Source organism: Bradyrhizobium genomosp. I (2014), assembly GCF_000261685.1.
In the GTDB taxonomy this organism is placed as follows: domain Bacteria; phylum Pseudomonadota; class Alphaproteobacteria; order Rhizobiales; family Xanthobacteraceae; genus Bradyrhizobium.
Map to the genome: position 1 here is coordinate 1 of NZ_AJQE01000381.1, position 17267 is coordinate 17267.

12 protein-coding genes are annotated in these 17267 nt (G+C 65.3%); 1 reads left to right on the plus strand and 11 read right to left on the minus strand.

Annotated features, from left to right (window positions below):
- Window positions 1–264: 264 nt before the first annotated feature.
- A complete protein-coding gene (locus tag IC50_RS33405; RefSeq protein ID WP_035715449.1) occupies window positions 265–1695 on the minus strand; it encodes an aldehyde dehydrogenase family protein in 1431 nt (476 codons plus the stop codon).
- Between the two features lie 248 nt (window positions 1696–1943).
- Window positions 1944–4307 (minus strand): transketolase, encoded by a 2364-nt coding sequence (locus IC50_RS33410; protein ID WP_035715450.1) that lies wholly within the window; start codon window positions 4305–4307, stop codon window positions 1944–1946.
- A 134-nt stretch (window positions 4308–4441) separates the two neighbouring features.
- On the opposite strand from IC50_RS33410, the gene IC50_RS33415 reads away from it, so the two are divergent.
- Window positions 4442–4903, plus strand: a complete 462-nt coding sequence (locus IC50_RS33415) for an Lrp/AsnC family transcriptional regulator (RefSeq protein ID WP_035715451.1) — start codon at window positions 4442–4444, stop codon at window positions 4901–4903.
- A 3-nt stretch (window positions 4904–4906) separates the two neighbouring features.
- On the opposite strand, the gene IC50_RS33420 is transcribed toward IC50_RS33415, so the two are convergent.
- The 9 genes from IC50_RS33420 to IC50_RS33460 form a co-directional block, all read right to left on the minus strand.
- Window positions 4907–5986, minus strand: a complete 1080-nt coding sequence (locus IC50_RS33420) for a zinc-binding dehydrogenase (RefSeq protein ID WP_035715453.1) — start codon at window positions 5984–5986, stop codon at window positions 4907–4909.
- A 60-nt stretch (window positions 5987–6046) separates the two neighbouring features.
- Window positions 6047–6988, minus strand: coding sequence for a DMT family transporter (locus IC50_RS33425; RefSeq protein WP_035715456.1), 942 nt, complete (start codon window positions 6986–6988; stop codon window positions 6047–6049).
- Window positions 6989–7172: 184 nt separating this feature from the next.
- A complete protein-coding gene (locus IC50_RS33430; protein ID WP_035715459.1) occupies window positions 7173–8012 on the minus strand; it encodes an aldo/keto reductase in 840 nt (279 codons plus the stop codon).
- A gap of 45 nt (window positions 8013–8057) precedes the next feature.
- Window positions 8058–8960 carry an SMP-30/gluconolactonase/LRE family protein gene (locus IC50_RS33435; protein WP_035715518.1) on the minus strand — a complete coding sequence of 301 codons (903 nt, stop codon included), beginning with the start codon at window positions 8958–8960 and terminating at the stop codon, window positions 8058–8060.
- 367 nt (window positions 8961–9327) lie between these two features.
- Window positions 9328–12033, minus strand: coding sequence for a nitrate reductase (locus IC50_RS33440; protein ID WP_035715460.1), 2706 nt, complete (start codon window positions 12031–12033; stop codon window positions 9328–9330).
- A 1-nt stretch (window position 12034) separates the two neighbouring features.
- Window positions 12035–13252, minus strand: a complete 1218-nt coding sequence (locus tag IC50_RS33445) for an NAD(P)/FAD-dependent oxidoreductase (protein ID WP_193374182.1) — start codon at window positions 13250–13252, stop codon at window positions 12035–12037.
- Window positions 13253–13262: 10 nt separating this feature from the next.
- A complete protein-coding gene (locus tag IC50_RS33450) occupies window positions 13263–13691 on the minus strand; it encodes a globin family protein (RefSeq protein ID WP_035715462.1) in 429 nt (142 codons plus the stop codon).
- A 129-nt stretch (window positions 13692–13820) separates the two neighbouring features.
- Complete coding sequence (locus IC50_RS33455; RefSeq protein ID WP_035715464.1) at window positions 13821–15212, minus strand: MFS transporter; 1392 nt, start codon at window positions 15210–15212, stop codon at window positions 13821–13823.
- A 328-nt stretch (window positions 15213–15540) separates the two neighbouring features.
- The gene (locus IC50_RS33460) at window positions 15541–17259 is read right to left on the minus strand and encodes an ABC transporter ATP-binding protein (RefSeq protein ID WP_035715466.1); all 1719 of its coding nucleotides are present in this window, start codon (window positions 17257–17259) and stop codon (window positions 15541–15543) included.
- Window positions 17260–17267 lie beyond the last annotated feature (8 nt).

Consider the following 17267-nt stretch of genomic DNA (forward strand, 5'->3'; position numbering starts at 1 on the left):
GCGGCGCCCATGACGCAGTAAGATTAGTTAGCCGGAGGCGTAACCCACCACTGCTCATCTCCATTGGTGTGGTGGACTACGCTTCGCTAATCCACCCTACGAAGTCTCCTCCGCCATTGCGAGCGAAGCGAAGCAATCCAGAATCCCTCCGCGGAGACAATCTGGATTGCTTCGTCGCTGTGCTCCTCGCAACGACGACGGAGCAAACGAAAAACGCCGGAGCGGTCTCCCGCTCCGGCGTCATGTTTGTGCAGCCGATAAAGCTTACGCCGCGTTGAAGCCGGCGACGGCCTTCACTTCGAGGAAGTCTTCGAGGCCGTACTTGCCCCACTCGCGGCCGTTGCCCGACTGCTTGTAGCCGCCGAACGGCGCGGTGCGGTCGTTGGGCACGCCCTGGAGGTTGACGTTGCCGGCGCGGATCTGGCGGCCGACGCGCTTGGCATCCTCGACCGAGGGCCCCGAGACGTAGCCGGCGAGGCCGTAGGGCGTATCGTTGGCGATCTTGACCGCGTCGGCTTCGTCCTTGGCGCCGATGATGGTCAGCACCGGCCCGAAGATCTCCTCGCGGGCGATCGTCATGTCGGGCGTGACGTCGGCGAAGATGGTCGGACGGACATAGAAGCCCTTGTTGACGCCCTCGGGCAAGCCCGGGCCGCCGGCAACGAGGGTAGCGCCCTCGTCGATGCCCTTCTTGATCAGGCCCTGAATCTTGTCCCACTGACCGCGGTTGACGACGGGGCCGATGGTGGTGCCTTCGGCGCGCGGATCGCCGGCCTTGGTCTTGTCGGCGACGGCCTTCGCGATCGCGGCGACTTCCTTCATCTTGGACAGCGGCACGATCATGCGCGAGGGCGCGTTGCAGGACTGGCCGGAGTTGTTGAACATGTGCATCACGCCGCCGGTCACCGCCTTCTGGAGGTCGGCACCCTCGAGGATGACATTCGGCGACTTGCCGCCGAGCTCCTGGCTGACGCGCTTCACGGTCGGCGCCGCGCGCTTGGCCACGTCGATGCCGGCGCGGGTCGAGCCGGTGAAGGAGATCATGTCGATGTCGGGGTGCTCGCTCATGGCGGCGCCGACCTCGGGGCCGAGGCCGTTGACGAGGTTGAACACGCCCTTCGGCACGCCGGCTTCATGCAGGATTTCCGCGAAGATCAGCGCAGAGGTCGGGGTGAACTCGCTGGGCTTCAGGATCATGGTGCAGCCGGCGGCGAGCGCGGGCGCGACCTTGCAGGCGATCTGGTTCAGCGGCCAGTTCCAGGGCGTGATCATGCCGACCACGCCGATCGGCTCGCGCAGCACCATGGCGGTGCCGACCGGCTCCTCGAAATGATAATTCTTGAGCACGTCGAGCGTGGTCATGAGATGGCCGAGGCCGGCGCCGGCCTGGAGCTTCTCCGCCATCGGCAGCGGCGCGCCCATTTCGTCGGAGACAGCAGCGCCGATCTCCTTGAGACGGCCCTTGTAGACCTCGATGATCTTGGCGAGCAGCGCGACGCGCTCCTCGCGGCTGGTCTGGGAGAAGGTCGCGAAGGCGCGCTTGGCGGCGGCAACAGCCTTGTCGACGTCGGCCTTGGAGCCCAGCGCAACCTCGTACATCGCCTCTTCCGTCGCCGGATTGACCACGGCGGTGGACTTCTTGACGGCGGGATCGACCCAGGCGCCATCGATGTAGAATTGCATGCGATTGACCATCGTTAACCTCTTCTTGGGGGCATGGTGGGGGCGTTTCGGCAGGCATCCTTGCACGAAAGCGCCGGCGATTGAACCCGCCATATGCGGGGCCAGCGTTGCGGCGGACGGAGGTTATATGAGCCGATGGCCGGAGCGTGGCAAGGCTCCCCGGATGTCATTCCGGGGCGCGCGTTAGCGCGAACCCGGAATCTCGAGATTCCGGGTTCGATGCTTTGCATCGCCCCGGAATGACGGCACGGTTACCTTGATCACACCGCCATCTTCCGATGCAGCACCGGCGCGCCGACGGTGAGGCTTTCGGCCGCATCGATGATCGCATTCGCGTCGATGCCGTAGTGGCGATAAAGGTCCGCGATGCTGCCGGTCTGGCCGAACTGCTCGACGCCGAGCGCCTCGACGCGATGGCCGCGGACGCTGCCGAGCCAGCCGAGCGCGGACGGGTGCCCGTCGATCACAGTCACGATGCCGCAGTCGCGCGGCAGCGGCGCCAGCAGCTTTTCGATGTGGCTGAGATGCTGCACGCCGCGGCGGTCGCGCCGCAGTTTTCGCGCGGCGGTCCAGCCTGCGTGGAGGCGATCCGCGGAGGTGATCGCGAGCAGGCCGATATCGCGGCGGCTCTCGCCGATGAAGCCTGTGGCCTCGATCGCCTCGGGCGCGACCGCGCCTGTATAGGCGATCACGACCTCGGCATTCGGCCCCGGCCTGCGCAGCCAATAAGCGCCGTCGGTGATACCCTGCCTCAGCTCCGGCGTCATGATCCGCTGCGCCTGCTCGATGCTGCGCGTGGAGAGGCGCAAGTAAACGGAACCTCCCTCGCCCGGATCGCGCTGCATGTGCTCAAAGCCGAAACCCATGATCACGGCGAGCTCGTCGACGAAGGCCGGCTCGAACGAGGCGAGCCCGTCTTGCGCCATGCCGATCAAGGGCGTTGCAATCGACTGGTGCGCGCCGCCCTCGGGCGCGAGCGTGATGCCGGACGGCGTCGCCGCCACCATGAAGCGGGCATCCTGGTAGCAGGCATAGTTCAGCGCATCGAGCCCGCGCTCGATGAAGGGATCATAGAGCGTGCCGACCGGCAGCAGCCGCTCGCCGTTGATCTGGTGCGACAGGCCGAGCGCGGAGAGCATGATGAACAGGTTCATCTCGGCAATGCCGAGCTCGAGATGCTGGCCTTTCGGCGAAGCGTCCCAATTGTAGGTCGACGGAATTTTCTCGCTGCGGAATAAATCCGCCTTCTCGGCGCGCGCGAACAGGCCACGGCGGTTGACCCAGGGGCCGAGATTGGTCGAGACGGTGACGTCGGGCGAGGTCGTCACGATTCGTTTTGCGAGCTCGCTGTCGCTGCGCGCGATCTCGTTGAGCACGAGGCCAAAGCCCTGCTGGGTCGACATCTGCGGCGACGGCTTGAAGGCGAGCTGCTGGGACACCTCGATGACGGGAGCCGTCAGCCGGCGGCCGTCCTGGTTGAAGGGCACCCGCGCGAGGAACGCTTCGAGTTCGGCCGCATCCTGCGTCAGGCCTTCGAACTTGTCCCATTCGTGTCCGGGCCGGATGTTCTGGCTGTCGCGGTACTTCTCCATCTGCGCGACCGTCATCAGGCCGGCGTGGTTGTCCTTGTGACCCTGGAACGGCAGGCCGACGCCCTTGATGGTGTAGGCGATGAAGCAGACCGGCCGATCATGATCGACGGAGTCGAACGCCTCGAGCATGCTCGCCATGTCATGGCCGCCGAGATTCGACATCAGCGCGAGCAGATCCTCGTCGCTGCGCTTGTCGATCAGCTTCGTGATCGGGCCCTGGTCGCCGATCTCGTCGTGCAGATGCTTGCGGAAGGCCGCGCCGCCCTGGAAGCACAGCGCCGCATAGAGCGCATTCGGGCAGTTGTCGATCCAGCGCTTCAAGGCTTCGCCGCCGGGTTCGGCAAAGGCTTCGCGCATCAGGCGGCCGTATTTCACGATCACCACGTCCCAGCCGAAATTACGGAACATGGTCTCGAACTTTTCCCAGAGCCCCTCGCGGACGACGGCGTCGAGCGACTGCCTGTTATAGTCGACCACCCACCAGGTGTTGCGCAGGCCGTGCTTCCAGCCCTCCGCCAGAGCCTCGAAAATGTTGCCCTCGTCCATCTCGGCGTCGCCGACGAGCGCAATCATCCGCCCTTCGCGGCGGTCCTTCATCCAGCCATGCGCCTTGACGTAGTCCTGCACCAGCGAAGAGAACAGCGTCTGCGCGACGCCGAGGCCGACCGAGCCGGTGGAGAAATCGACGTCGTCGACGTCCTTGGTGCGCGAGGGATAGGACTGCGCGCCCTTGAAGCCGCGAAAGTTCTCCAGCTTCTCGCGGCTCTGGCGGCCGAACAGATGCTGGATGGCGTGGAACACCGGGCTCGCATGCGGCTTCACCGCGACGCGGTCCTCGGGCCGCAGCACGTGGAAGAACAGCGCCGACATGATGGTCGCGAGCGAGGCGGACGAGGCCTGATGGCCGCCGACCTTGAGCCCGTCCGCATTGGCGCGGATATGGTTGGCGTGGTGGATGGTCCACGACGACAGCCACAGCGCCTTGCGGCTGAGGGCGGTCAATGTGTCGAGGCGGGCGGAATCAACGGGCATGGCAATGCTCCCGGAAACAGGTCGGCCGATGATACGCCCGGGAGGAGCGCCAGACTTCTCAATTTTTCGCGCCATACCCACTCGTCTTGGGATATTTTACCAATGGACCGCGACAAATCCCAGGTTTTATCCCAATGCCCGAACTCGATGCCATTGACCGAAAAATCCTCGCGCTGCTCCAGACCGACAGCCGCATGACCATGCAGGAGCTCGCCGACAAGGTCGGGCTCTCGGTCTCGCCCTGCCACCGGCGCGTCAAGCTCCTGGAGGAGCGCGGCGTCATCTCGCGCTATATCGCGACCGTGGACCAGAAGGCGCTGGGGCTGCATGTCAGCGTCTTCATCTCGATCAAGCTGGCGCGGCAGAAGGAGGAGGACCTCAACCGCTTCGCGCGCGCGATCTCGAAATGGGACGAGGTGCTGGAATGCTATCTGATGACCGGCAATCGCGACTATCTGCTCCGCGTCGTCGCCGCCGACCTCGCCTCCTACGAGACGTTCCTCAAGACCAAGCTGACTCGGCTCGACGGCATCGCCTCGATCGAGTCGAGCTTTGCGCTGAGCCAGGTGAAGTATTCGATCGCGCTGCCGGTGTAGGGGTCACCGCCACGGCTGCACGATGATCTTGGTATGGGCCTCGGGATTGGCGAGATCGGCGAACGCCCTGGCGACGCCGTCGAGGCCGACGTCGGCCGTCACCATCGCGGCGGCATCCACCTGCCCGTCCGCGATCAGGCGCAGCGAGGTTGCGAATTCGTCCGGCGTGTAGCCGAGCACGTATTGGACGTTGAGCTCCTTCATGATGCCGAGCATCGGCTCGCTTCTGTCGGTTTCCATGCAGACGCCGACCACGACGATCCTGGCATCGCGCGGCGCGCCTTCGAACACCTGCTGCAACAGGCCGGGCACGCCGACGCATTCGAAGATCAGCGCAGGTTTAAGCGCCGGCAGCATCGCCTGGAACGGCGGCCGCGCGGCCTTCTCGGCGTCCGACATTTGCGCGTGCTCGGCCCAGGTCGCATAGGGTTGCGACAGCCTGGGATCGACCACGACGTCCGCGCCGAGCTTTACGGCGAGCGCGCGGCGGGCCGGCGAATAGTCCGCGGCGACGATCGGATACACGCCCCTGAGCTTCAGCGCGGCGATCACCGCGAGACCGACCGGGCCGCAGCCGATCACCAGCGGCACCTCGCCGCCGCTTATGTGGGCCTTGGCGACGGCGTGGACGCCGACCGCCAGCGGCTCCGGGAGCGCGGCATGCTCCGGCGCAAGACCGTTGGGCACCTCGAGCAGCAGAGGCTCGCTCAGCAGCATCGCTTCGGCGTAGCCGCCGATATTGTCGTTGGAATAGCCGATGCCCTCGATACCCTGCGGCGTCAACAGTGCCGGCAGCGAGCAGACGCGGGTGCCGGGCTTGAGTTTGCGCGCGGTGCCGGGGCCGTAGTCGACGACCTCGCAGCAGAACTCGTGGCCGAATACGACGTCGCGGCTGAGGTCCATCGGCTTGCGCCCGACCTTCTGCGCCATCTCCACCATGCGATGGGCGTGCTGGCGTGCATGCAGGTCGGAGCCGCAGATGCCGCAGGCGAGCGTCCTGACCAGCACCTGGCCGGGGCCCGGCTTCGGCTCGACGATCCGGTCGACGACGATCTCTCCGTTCCTGAAAATCGCGGCCCGCATCCGGCTCCTCCCGCATTGTCTGGAGCGCTGATACCACGACGCCCAAGGGGCGAACTTGCGTCAGGCGTTCGGGGAACGCTCTTCCAGCACCAGGAGCTGGGCGCGGCGGACACGTTCGCGATGGGCGATGTAGAGGCCGCTGGCGACGATGAAGGCCGCGCCCGTGATGGTCCAGACGTCGGGCACTTCGCCGAAGATGAAGAAGCCCAAGATGCTGACCCAGAGCAGCTGCGTGTAGGAGAACGGCGCCAGCACCGAAGCATCGCCGTAGCGATAGGCGAGTACGACGATCCACTGACCCGCGGTCGAGGCGACGCCGATGAAGATGCCGAGCGCGACTGCGGTCCAGGATGGCGTGACCCAGACGAACGGCACCAACGCGGTCAGGATCGCAAGCCCCGTCACCGAGGAATAGGCCATGGTGGTGACGACGGCTTCCCGCCCGCTCATCATGCGCGTTAGGATCAAGGTGCCGGCCCAGCATGCCGCCGAGACCAACGGAAAGAATGCGGCGGGGTGAAACGCGCTGGTGCCCGGGCGCAGGATGATCAGCACGCCGATAAGGCCGAGCGCGGTCGCGAGCCAGCGGCGCATGCCGACCTTCTCGCCCAGGAAGACGATCGAGAGCGCGGTGACGAATAGCGGCGCGACGAAGCCGGTGGCGGATGCCTCCGCGATCGGGAGGAAGCCGAGGCCCGTGATGAAGAACAGCGAGGAGCCGAGCAGCGCCGCACCACGCATCACGTGCAGGCCGGGACGCTTGGTGCGCATCGCATAAAGCGGCGAGGCGGGCAGCATCACCGGCGTAAACAGCAGCGTGAAGGTGAGGAAGCGGATCCAGGTGATCTCGATCGAGGGCAGGCTGGTCGACAGATATTTCGCGGTGACGTCGGAGCAGCCGAGGAACACCGTCGAGAGCAGGATCAGTGCGATGCCTTTGAACGGATGATCGACGCGCGCCGGTGCGCGGCGGCCGACATGCTTCCTCTCGGGCATGGGCATGGAAATACTGTCGAGCCTTGCGGCTGCGGCTGGCGGCGGGGTCACGGCTGGAACTCGGGAAAAATGCGAATCGAGCGCCATAAAAAACGACAAATGCGCCCCGTTCACAACTTCCGAAAACAGGATGCCGATATGCGCGAGCCGCCGCGCGCGTCAATGCTCCGTTAATATTGCCCGTTGTGCGCTACAGCATGGGCAGGCTGTGCGGCTTCGGTCCGCGCGGAAACGCCGTATCAAGCGCGGCAATCTCGTCTTTCGTCAGCACGAGATCGCCTGCAGCGGCATTTTCGCCGGCATGTTCCGCGGACGAGGCCTTCGGAATCGCGAACACCGTAGTCGCACGGGTAAGGAAGCTCAGCGCGACCTGGCGCGGTGTCGCGCGCCGCGCCTCCGCAATGCGCGCCAGCACGGCGCCGCCCTTGCTGCCGCCTGCGGGGAAATCATCGTGACCGAACGGCGAATAGGCAACGACGGCGACTCCGTGCCGCTCGCACCACGGGATCACCGCATGCTCGATCGCGCGCTCCTTCAGATGATAGAGCACCTGGTTGCAGGCGATGCGGCCTTCCCCGGCGACCTCGAGGATCTCGTCGAGATCGTCAGCATCGAAATTGGAGACGCCCCAGGACTTGATCTTGCCTGATTTCACCAGCTCCTCGAACGCAGCGACGGTGTCCTCCAGTGCATAGGAGCCACGCCAGTGCAGGAGATAACAGTCGAGCCGGTCGGTCTTGAGTCGCTTCAGCGAGCGCTCGCACGCCGCGATGGTGCCTCGGCGCGAGGCGTTGCTCGGCAGCACTTTTGAAACGAGGAACACCTCATCGCGCCGGCCTGCAATCGCATCCGCGATGACGAGCTCGGCATCGCCATACATCTCGGCAGTGTCGATGTGGGTCATGCCGAGATCGATCCCGCGCCGGAGCGCCGCGATCGCGCGCTTGCGGTCGCCGTGATCGAGATACCAGGTACCCTGCCCGATTGCGGAGACGTTGGCGCCGGTCTGGCCGAAGGGGTTCGTGTTCATGTTCGCTCCGCTATCGCTCTTCCGTTCAGGCAACCGCGACCAGGCTCAAGAGTTCAATCCGCCGATGTCGGCGACCAGCACGCTGCCGGTCGCCGACTCCGTGATATAGAGCCTGTCTCTCCTCGCGCCACCGATGGCGACGTTGGTGCAGTTCGGTCCCGCGCAGGATTTGATCCGCGCGATCAGTTCGCCGTTCGGCGCGAACACGAAGACGTGGCCGAGCGAGGCATGACCGACGAACAGGCGGCCCTTGGCATCCATGGTCATGCCGTCAGGACCGCTCGTGCCGAACAGCGAGCAGAAGCGGCCGACCTTGGACACGCTGCCGTCCTTCATGAACGGCAACCGCCACACCGCATTGTCGCGCGTCATCGCGACGAACAGCACGGTCTCGGTCGGGTCGAGCACGAGGCCGTTCGGGCTGATGCCGGTGTCGATCAGGCAATCGAGCCGGCCATTCGATGCGAGGCGATAGACCCGGCCGCTGGGATCATGCAGGCCGGTCTGGCCCTGATCGGTGAAATAGATGTCACCGTTGGAGGCGAGATGCAGGTCGTTGCAGCCGCGAAACGATTCCGAATTGCGCGCGGTCAACACCGGCTTTACGCGGCCGGCTTTGGCATCGAGCTCCATGATGCCGTGCATGTAGTCGGCCACCAGGATGCCGCCGTCGGATGCGATCTTCAGCCCGTTCGGCCAGCCCTCATATTCGGCGACCTGCGACCACTCGCCGTCAGGCGCAATGCGGAAAATGCGGCCGAACGGGATGTCGACGATGTAGAGATTGCCATCCTTGTCGAATGACGGGCCTTCGATGAAGCTATCGGTGGCGATGCCCGGCCGGTTGGCGTCGGCCCAATCCGTCCGCACGCCGTTGCGGCGGAACTTGTCGGGCATGGCGGAGAAGACTTTTGTCTCGATCAGGCGGGGCGGCGTTTCCAGATACATCATTGCTTTTTACGGGTGCTAATAGGGAGGCCGCGACACCATAAGGCGCAATCGGCGACGCGTCGATTGGGGCGCGGGGCATGGCTGCGTACCAGCCCATACCACTCTCGTGTCCCGGACGCGCTGCAACGCGCAAGCGTTGCGGCGCAGAGCCGGGACCCAGGAAGCCACGCAACCCGGTGCACCATGGGCCCCGGCTCTGCAGCGCACCGTCGAAGAGACGCTGCGCTGCGTCCGGGGCACGAGACCGCAGCGTTAGCCCACGCTTGCATCCAAGCCGTCATTGCGAGCGTAGCGAAGCAATCCAGATTCCCTCAGCGGAAAGACTGCTTCGCTGCGCTCGCAATGACGATGGAGAGAGCCAGCCCTACCCCGCCGCGCCAGCGACCTTCGCCTGCTTCGCCGGCGCCACCTCGGTCGTCGCGATCAACCGCTTCAGCTCGGGGATGCAGGAGCCGCAATTGGTGCCGGCCTTCAGCTTGGCGCCGATCTCGGCGGCGGTGCGCGCGCCAGTGGCAATGGTGTCGCAGATGGTGCCGCGGCCGACGCCGAAGCAGGCGCAGACGATCGGGCCGGTCGAATCGGCGCCCTCTATCGACTTGCCGGACAGCAGCATCCGACGCTGCTCGTCGCCAACGTGATCGGCAGCGAATGTGCTTTTCACCACCTCCCAATCGCCGGCGTCGTGCGCGGGTCCGACGAACAGGCAGGTCTCGATGCGGTCGCCTGCAAACGAGGCGGCGCGATAGACCCCGCCGCCGAAGTCGCGGTACTCGGCAACGTCCTCGCCCGCGACGCTCTCGAGCCAGGCGGGCCAGCGCGACAGATCGGCGTTGTCCGCGAAGAGATAACCGAAGCCGCCGGCGACCGTGAGGCGGGTCCACAACAGGTTCTGCGGCAGGTCGATCTGCTTTCGCGACAGCGCGAAGCCGCGGAACACGAATTCATACGGCGCGATCGCGGCCGGCGTCGCCTTCGCCTCTGGCTGGCCCGAGAACGGATCGGTGAAGGACTGCACCAGCGCGCCGACGCGGCCGTGCGAGGTGTTCATCGCGCTCCAGTGGATCGGCACGAACAGGGTGCCGCGCTGCTGCCGTTCGCTGACGACGGCCTTCAGGATGCACTTGCCGTAATCGGTGGTGATGCGGGCATAGCTGTCATTGGCGACGCCGTATTTGCTGGCGTCGGCGGGATGAATCTCGACGAAGGGCTCGGGCAGATGCGCACCCAGCCGCTGGCTCAGACCCGTGCGTGTCATGGTATGCCATTGGTCGCGGATGCGCCCGGTATTGAGCCGCAAGGGGCGCGACGGACCGGTCTCGCTGCGCAGCGCCGGCACCTCCGGCGCAACGAAGCGGCCCTTGCCGTCATTGGTGAAGAAGCCGCCTTGCGCAAAGAAGCGCTCGCCAGGCATCCCGCCTTCCCGCATCGGCCACTGCACCGGCTTCAACGCGTCGAACGCTTCGTCAGACAGCGAGGTCAGCGCGCCGATGTCGAAATCACGGCTGCCGTCGTTCTCGAAGGCAGAGAGCGCGGCGTGCTCGCGGAAGATATCGGCGGCGGATCTGTAATTGAAGCTGTCACCGAAGCCGAGGCGCTTTGCGGTCTCGCTCAGGATCCACCAATCGGGGCGCGCCTCGCCCGGCGCCGGCAGGAACGAGCGCTGGCGCGAGATGCGCCGCTCGGAATTGGTCACCGTGCCCGACTTCTCGCCCCAGGCGAGAGCCGGCAGCAGCACATGCGGGCCCGCCTCGACCGTGTCGTTGGAGAGCACGTTCTCGGAGACCACGAACAGTTCGAGCTTCTTCAGGGCATCGCGAACCATATCTGCGTCGGGCAACGATACCGCGGGATTTGTGCCCATCACCCACAGCGCCTTGACGTCGCCGCGGTTGATGGCCTCGAACAGCTGCACCGCCTTCAGCCCCTCATGCGTGGCGATGCGTGGCGCCTTCCAGAACCGCCTGACACGGTCGATGTCGGGCGGCGTGAAACCCATGTGGGCGGCGAGCATATTGGCGAGGCCGCCGACCTCGCGGCCGCCCATCGCGTTGGGCTGGCCGGTGAGCGAGAACGGCGAGGCACCGGGCTTGCCGATGCGCCCGGTGGCGAGATGGCAGTTCAGGATCGCGTTGACCTTGTCGGTGCCCTGCGCCGACTGGTTGACCCCTTGCGAATAGAGCGTGACCACGCGCGTCGTGTCGCGGAACATCTTGAAGAAGCTGGCGACGTCCTGCTCGGACAGGCCCGTGGCAAGCGCGGTTGCACCGACGCTGCCAGCGATGCTGCGCGCGCGCGCCAGCGCGTCGTCGAAGCCCGACGTGTTCCGCGCGATATAATCCTGATCCAGCGCGCCGTTGTCGGCGAGGTGGACGAACAGGCCGGAGAACAGCGCGGTGTCGGTGCCGGGCCTGAGCCCCAGGAAAAGATCGACGTCATCAGCGGTGTCGGTGCGGCGCGGGTCGATCACGATCATCCGCGCGCCGAGCTCCTGCCGGTTCTTCAGCATGCGCTGGAACAGCACCGGGTGACACCAGGCCGCGTTCGAGCCGACGAAGACGAGCAAATCGGCCTGGTCGAGATCCTCGTAGCAGCCGGGCACGGTGTCGGCGCCGAAGGCGCGGCGATGGCCGGCAACCGACGACGACATGCAGAGCCGCGAATTGGTATCGACGTTCGCCGTGCCGACAAAACCCTTCATCAGCTTGTTGGCGACGTAATAGTCCTCGGTGAGGAGTTGGCCGGAGAGATAGAACGCGACCGCATCGGCGCCATCGCGGGCCACGATGTGCTGCATGCGATGGGCGACATGATCCAGCGCATCGCTCCAGGCGACGCGCTCCAGCACGCCCTTGCAGCGGATCATCGGGTAGAGCAGACGGCCTTCCAGGCCCACGGTCTCGCCGAGCGCGGAGCCTTTCGAGCACAGCCGGCCGAAATTGGCGGGATGATCAGGGTCGCCGGCGATCGCAGCCCCGCCCCTGCCGTCGGGCGTTGCCAGCACGCCGCAGCCGACGCCGCAATAGGGACAGGTTGTTCGGGTGGTCCGGAGCGTGGGATCGATCACCGTCATATCAAGCTGCTTTCGAAGGAAGCGCGAGCGCGCGTCCGAACATCATGTCGGCGCGGATCGCCGCCACCTTGTCGCGATTGCGGATCAGATCGAGATACCAGAGCGCATCGACGGTATCGCCGATCAGCACCGCGCCAGTGAGCCGACCGTCGGCGATCACGAGCTTCTTGTAGGTGCCGCGCCTGCGGTCGGTCAGCACCAGGCTCTCGCTGCCTTCCCCGCCCATGAAGTCGCCGGCGGAGAACACGCTGACGCCGGAGACCTTCAGATTGGTCGAGACCACGCTGCCCTGATAGGCGGCGGGGCGGCCGGCAAGATACCGCGCCAGCACGCGCGCCTGCTCATAGGCGGGCTCGACCAGGCCATAGCAGGTGCCGCGATGCTCGGCGCATTCGCCGAGCGCGAAGATGTCGGGCGAGGCGGTCTGCATGACGTCGTTGACGACGACGCCGCGATTCACCGCAATCCCTGCCTCCTTCGCCAGCGCGACGTTCGGCTTGATGCCGGCAGCGAAGATCACCGCGTCGGCCTCGATGCGGTTGCCGTCGGCGAGCTCGACGGCCTCGACATGACCGTCGCCATGGATGCACTTCGTGCTGGCATTGAGCAGGATGCGGATGCCCTTGCGCTCGACCAGCGTCTTGAGCAGGTCGGCGGACGGCGCATCGAGCTGACGCTCCATCAGCCGGTCCATCAGATGCAGCAGCGTCACTGGCGCGCCGGCCTTGGCGAGCCCGTAGGCTGCCTCGAGTCCGAGCAGACCGCCGCCGACAACGACGACGCGCTTCTTCGCCGCGGCCAGCGTCAACAGAAGGTCGACGTCGCGCGTATCGCGAAAAGTATGCACCCCGGCGAGATCAGCGCCGGGCACGTTGAGCCGCAGCGGCGTCGAGCCGGTGGCAAGCACGAGCTTGGAATATTCCATGCTCTCCTCGCCCGCGATCTTGAGCTCGCGGCGGCCGGTGTCGATTTCGGTGACGCGATAGCCGTAGCGGACCGTGACGCCGCGATGGCGCCACCAGTCCGCCGGCCGGAGCTCGATCTCGTGCGAGCCGGTCTCGCCGGCCAGCACGGAGGAGAGCAGCACACGGTTGTAAGCGAGCCGCGGCTCCTCGCCGACGACGGCGACCGCGTAGCGGCCGAGCGCGGTCTTGGCGAGCTCGTCGACCAGACGCGCGGCCGCCATACCGTTACCGACGATGACGAGCGGTTCACTCACGAGGCATCTCCTATTCGGCGGCCTGCGGCTGTGCGCCATAGGCTTCGGACATCATGTAGCCCGACAGCACGCCGTAAGCGTCGGTCCAGGCCTTTGCCAGTTCGGGCGTCCAGGCTTCGCCGAGACCCTTCTCCAGGGTCCACAGCAGGGTCGCACCGACCACGGGATAGTGCTCGGCCACTGCGCCGTAAGCGACATGACGCTTGGCGAGCGCGGAGGCCGCGGGAAGAATCGAGTCCAGGTTCGACAGGCCGCCGACGACGGCGGCGAGCATGCCCATCAGCTTCTTGCGCTGCTCGGTCATGTCCTCGGGAAACATCGTGCGCACGGACGGCGCCACCTCGAACAGGCGATCGTAGAACAGCACCGCGGCCTGCTCCGATATCGGCGCGACCTTGGAAAAGCTCTGCTGGATGAGGGTGATCTGTTCGGGCGTCATGATGTTCTCCTGTCTGTTTCGGTCTGTCTTCGTCCGCGCCCTTGCGGAGGAAGTTCATGGGTCAAACGTCATCAGAGAGACTCCTCCCCGCGTACGGGGAGAAGCGACATTCGTGCCAAATGGTCACGCTCACACACGCGCTCCAGCGAGGCTTGGCGCGCCTTCACCCTGCGGGCTGCGACGCAGGTAGAACCACCAGGTCAGAGCGAGGCAGGAGGCGTAGAAGGCGAGATAGATCGCGAGCGCGAGCTGCGGCCCGCCGGTCATGGCGATCGACTTGCCGAAGCCGCTCGGGATCAGATAGCCGCCGACCGCACCGATCGCGCCGATGAACCCGACCGCCGCGCCGCTCTCGATGCTCGCGGTCTTCAGCGCAGCCGCACGCGCGACGTCGCCCTTGCCGCGCACCCCGAACAGGTTCTCCTCGCGGAAGATCGAGGGGATCATGCGGTAGGTCGAGCCGTTGCCGATGCCCGTCGTCACGAACAGGATCAGGAACATCGACAGGAAGCCGATGAAATCCTTCTGTCCGACGAAGTAGAGCACGCCGACCGTGGCGCCAGTCATCAGGATGAAATTCCAGAAGGTGATGATGGAGCCGCCGATCCGGTCCGCGAGCCAGCCGCCGAGCGGACGCGACAGCGAGCCGACAAGCGGGCCCAGGAAGGCGATCGAGATCGTCACCGCCGGAAACTGCGTCTTGATCAGAAGCGGAAACGCCGCGGAATAGCCGATGAACGACCCGAACGTGCCGACGTAGAGATACGCCATGATCCAGGTGTGCTTGCGCTTGACGATGGCGAGCTGGTTCTTCACCGACGATTTCGCCGAGGAGAGGTTGTTCATGAAGAACACCGCGCCGAACACCGCGATCGCGATCGGCAGCACCCACATCAGGCCGGCATTCTGGAGATAGATGCCGTCGACGGGCGTCGCCTGGAACAGGTTGAAGACGGCCAGCGTCATCAGGATCGGGGTCAAGAGCTGCACGCTGGAAACACCGATATTGCCGCCGGCAGCGTTCAGGCCGAGCGCCCATCCCTTCATCCGGTCGGGGAAGAAGAAGGAGATGTTGGTCATGCTGGAGGCGAAATTGCCGCCGCCGAGACCCGCGGTCGAGGCGATCAGCAGCATCAGCCAGAACGGCGTGTCGGGCTGGCTCACGAAATAGGCAAGCGACAACGTCGGAATGAACAGGATCGCCGCGCTGAAGATGGTCCAGTTGCGGCCGCCGAAGGTGGTCACTGCGAATGTATAGGGAAAGCGCATCAAGGCGCCGATCAGGCCCGGCACGGCGACGAGCTGGAACAGCTGGTCGGTGGTGTAGTGGAAGCCGGCCTGCGGCAGCTTGGTGGTGACGATGCTCCAGATCAGCCACACCGAGAAGCCAATATGTTCGGCTACGATCGACCAGATCAGGTTGCGCCGCGCGATCGTCTTGCCGCCTGCATTCCAGAACGCCTCGTCTTCAGGGCGCCAATCGGAAATCCAGGTCGAGTTCAGAGTCGGATTCTTCGTCATTGATATCCCTTCCAGGCTCACCGCTGCGTCGTTGCAGGCTCAGCCTCCGGCCACGGAGGCGCGCTCCGAGGCTTCACCCCGGTGGCGAGATCACGATGCTGATTGATGATGTTGAGGGACGTCGTCGTTGGCGTCGCGCAAAGACGCTTCAATTTCCGTGCCAGTTGCGCACAAGCTGGAAATCAAGGGATTTCAGGACCTTATTCGTTTTGACCGAATTTGTTGCAGGGCGTTTCCGCACGCTAAATTTGCGATTCGCTCAATCCTTGTGCGGCGCACAAGGATTGAGCGGGGGTGTCGATTATTTGAGCGTGTCGTGGATGAATGATCACGCCGCTTCAGGACTCGCTGTGGGGGCGGCCGCCGGCGCCTTCGGAGCAGCCCCGTGCTCATAAGCCTCGAGGAAATCGAGCAGCTCGCGGCGGTAGCGGTAGTAGTCGGGATGCTCGAGCAGAGTCTTGCGTGTGCGGGGCCGGGGAATGTCGACCTCCATGATGTGGCCGATCCGCGCGTTGGGCCCGTTGGTCATCATCACGACGCGATCGGCGAGCAGGATGGCTTCGTCGACATCATGGGTCACACACATCGCCGTCACCTGCGTGCGCTTCCAGACCTCCATCAGCACTTCCTGAAGATCCCAGCGCGTGAGGCTGTCGAGCATGCCGAACGGCTCGTCCAGCAGCAGCAGCTTCGGTGACAACGCGAAGGCGCGCGCAATTCCGACGCGCTGGCGCATGCCGTTCGACATTGCAGCCGCCGGCTTGTCGAAGGAGTTGGCGAGACCGACGCGCTCGAGATAATAGTCGACGATCTCGTCGCGCTGCCGCCGTGCGGCGTGCGGATAGACGCGATCGACACCCAGCGCAACGTTCTCGCGTGCCGTGAGCCAGGGAAACAGCGAGGGCGCCTGGAACACCACGGCCCGGTCGGGGCCGGCCGTCGTCACCTCGCGGCCATCGAGAATGATGCCGCCGAGGGAGACGTCGTTGAGGCCCGCGGTCATCGACAGGACCGTCGACTTGCCGCAGCCGGAATGCCCAATCACCGAGATGAACTCGCCCTTGCGCACCTTGAGATCGAAGTTTTCGACGATCGTGAGCGGTCCTTTCGGGGTGGGATAGACCTTCGAGAGCTGGGAGAATTCGAGATAGCGATCGGTATTGAAGATCACCGACGTTGCAGCCTGCTGATAGGCTGCCGGCGGTTTGTCCATTTGCGTGATCGGAATGAGGTTCGGCAGCGTCCGCACCGCCGCTTCCGACGCCGCCGCACGCTCGTTGACCACATCCATCAGATAGCCGGTGACGGCCTGGCGCAAACGCTTGAACGCCGGATCCTCGTTGATCGACGCACGGTCGCGCGGTCGTGGAATATCCACCCTGAACTCCCGGCCCAGGGTCGCGTCCGGACCGGGCAGCAGCGGGATGATGCGGTCGGCAAGCAGGATCGCCTCGTCGACGTCGTTGGTGATCAGCACCACGGTGCGCTTGTCGCGCGACCAGATGTCGATGATCTCGTCCTGCAACTTGGCGCGGGTCAGTGCATCGAGCGCCGACAGCGGTTCATCGAGCAGCAGGATCTCCGGGCTGGTTGCGAGCGCACGGGCAACGGCAACCCGCTGCCGCATGCCGCCGGACAATTCTGCAGGCAGACGTGTTGCGGCGTGTGACAGCCCCACCATGGCGATGTAGCGATCGACCCGAGCCGCACGCTCGGCCTTGCTCTCGCGGGCGAAAACCTGGTCGACCGCGAGCGCCACGTTGCCGCGCACCGTGAGCCACGGCATCAGGGAGTAGGACTGGAACACGACGCCGCGGTCGGGACCGGGCCCGTCCACGGGCTGTCCCTTGAGCACGATCTCGCCGGAATCGGGCTGCACCAGCCCTGCGATGGCCGAGATCAGCGTCGTCTTGCCGCTTCCCGAGAAGCCCACGATGGCGATGAACTCGCCTTCGGCGACCTCGAGGTTGACCTCGGAGAGCACGCTGGCCCGCTTGGCGCCGGTGCCGTAGGCCTTGCATAGCCCCTTGAGAGACAGGAACGACATGCGGACCT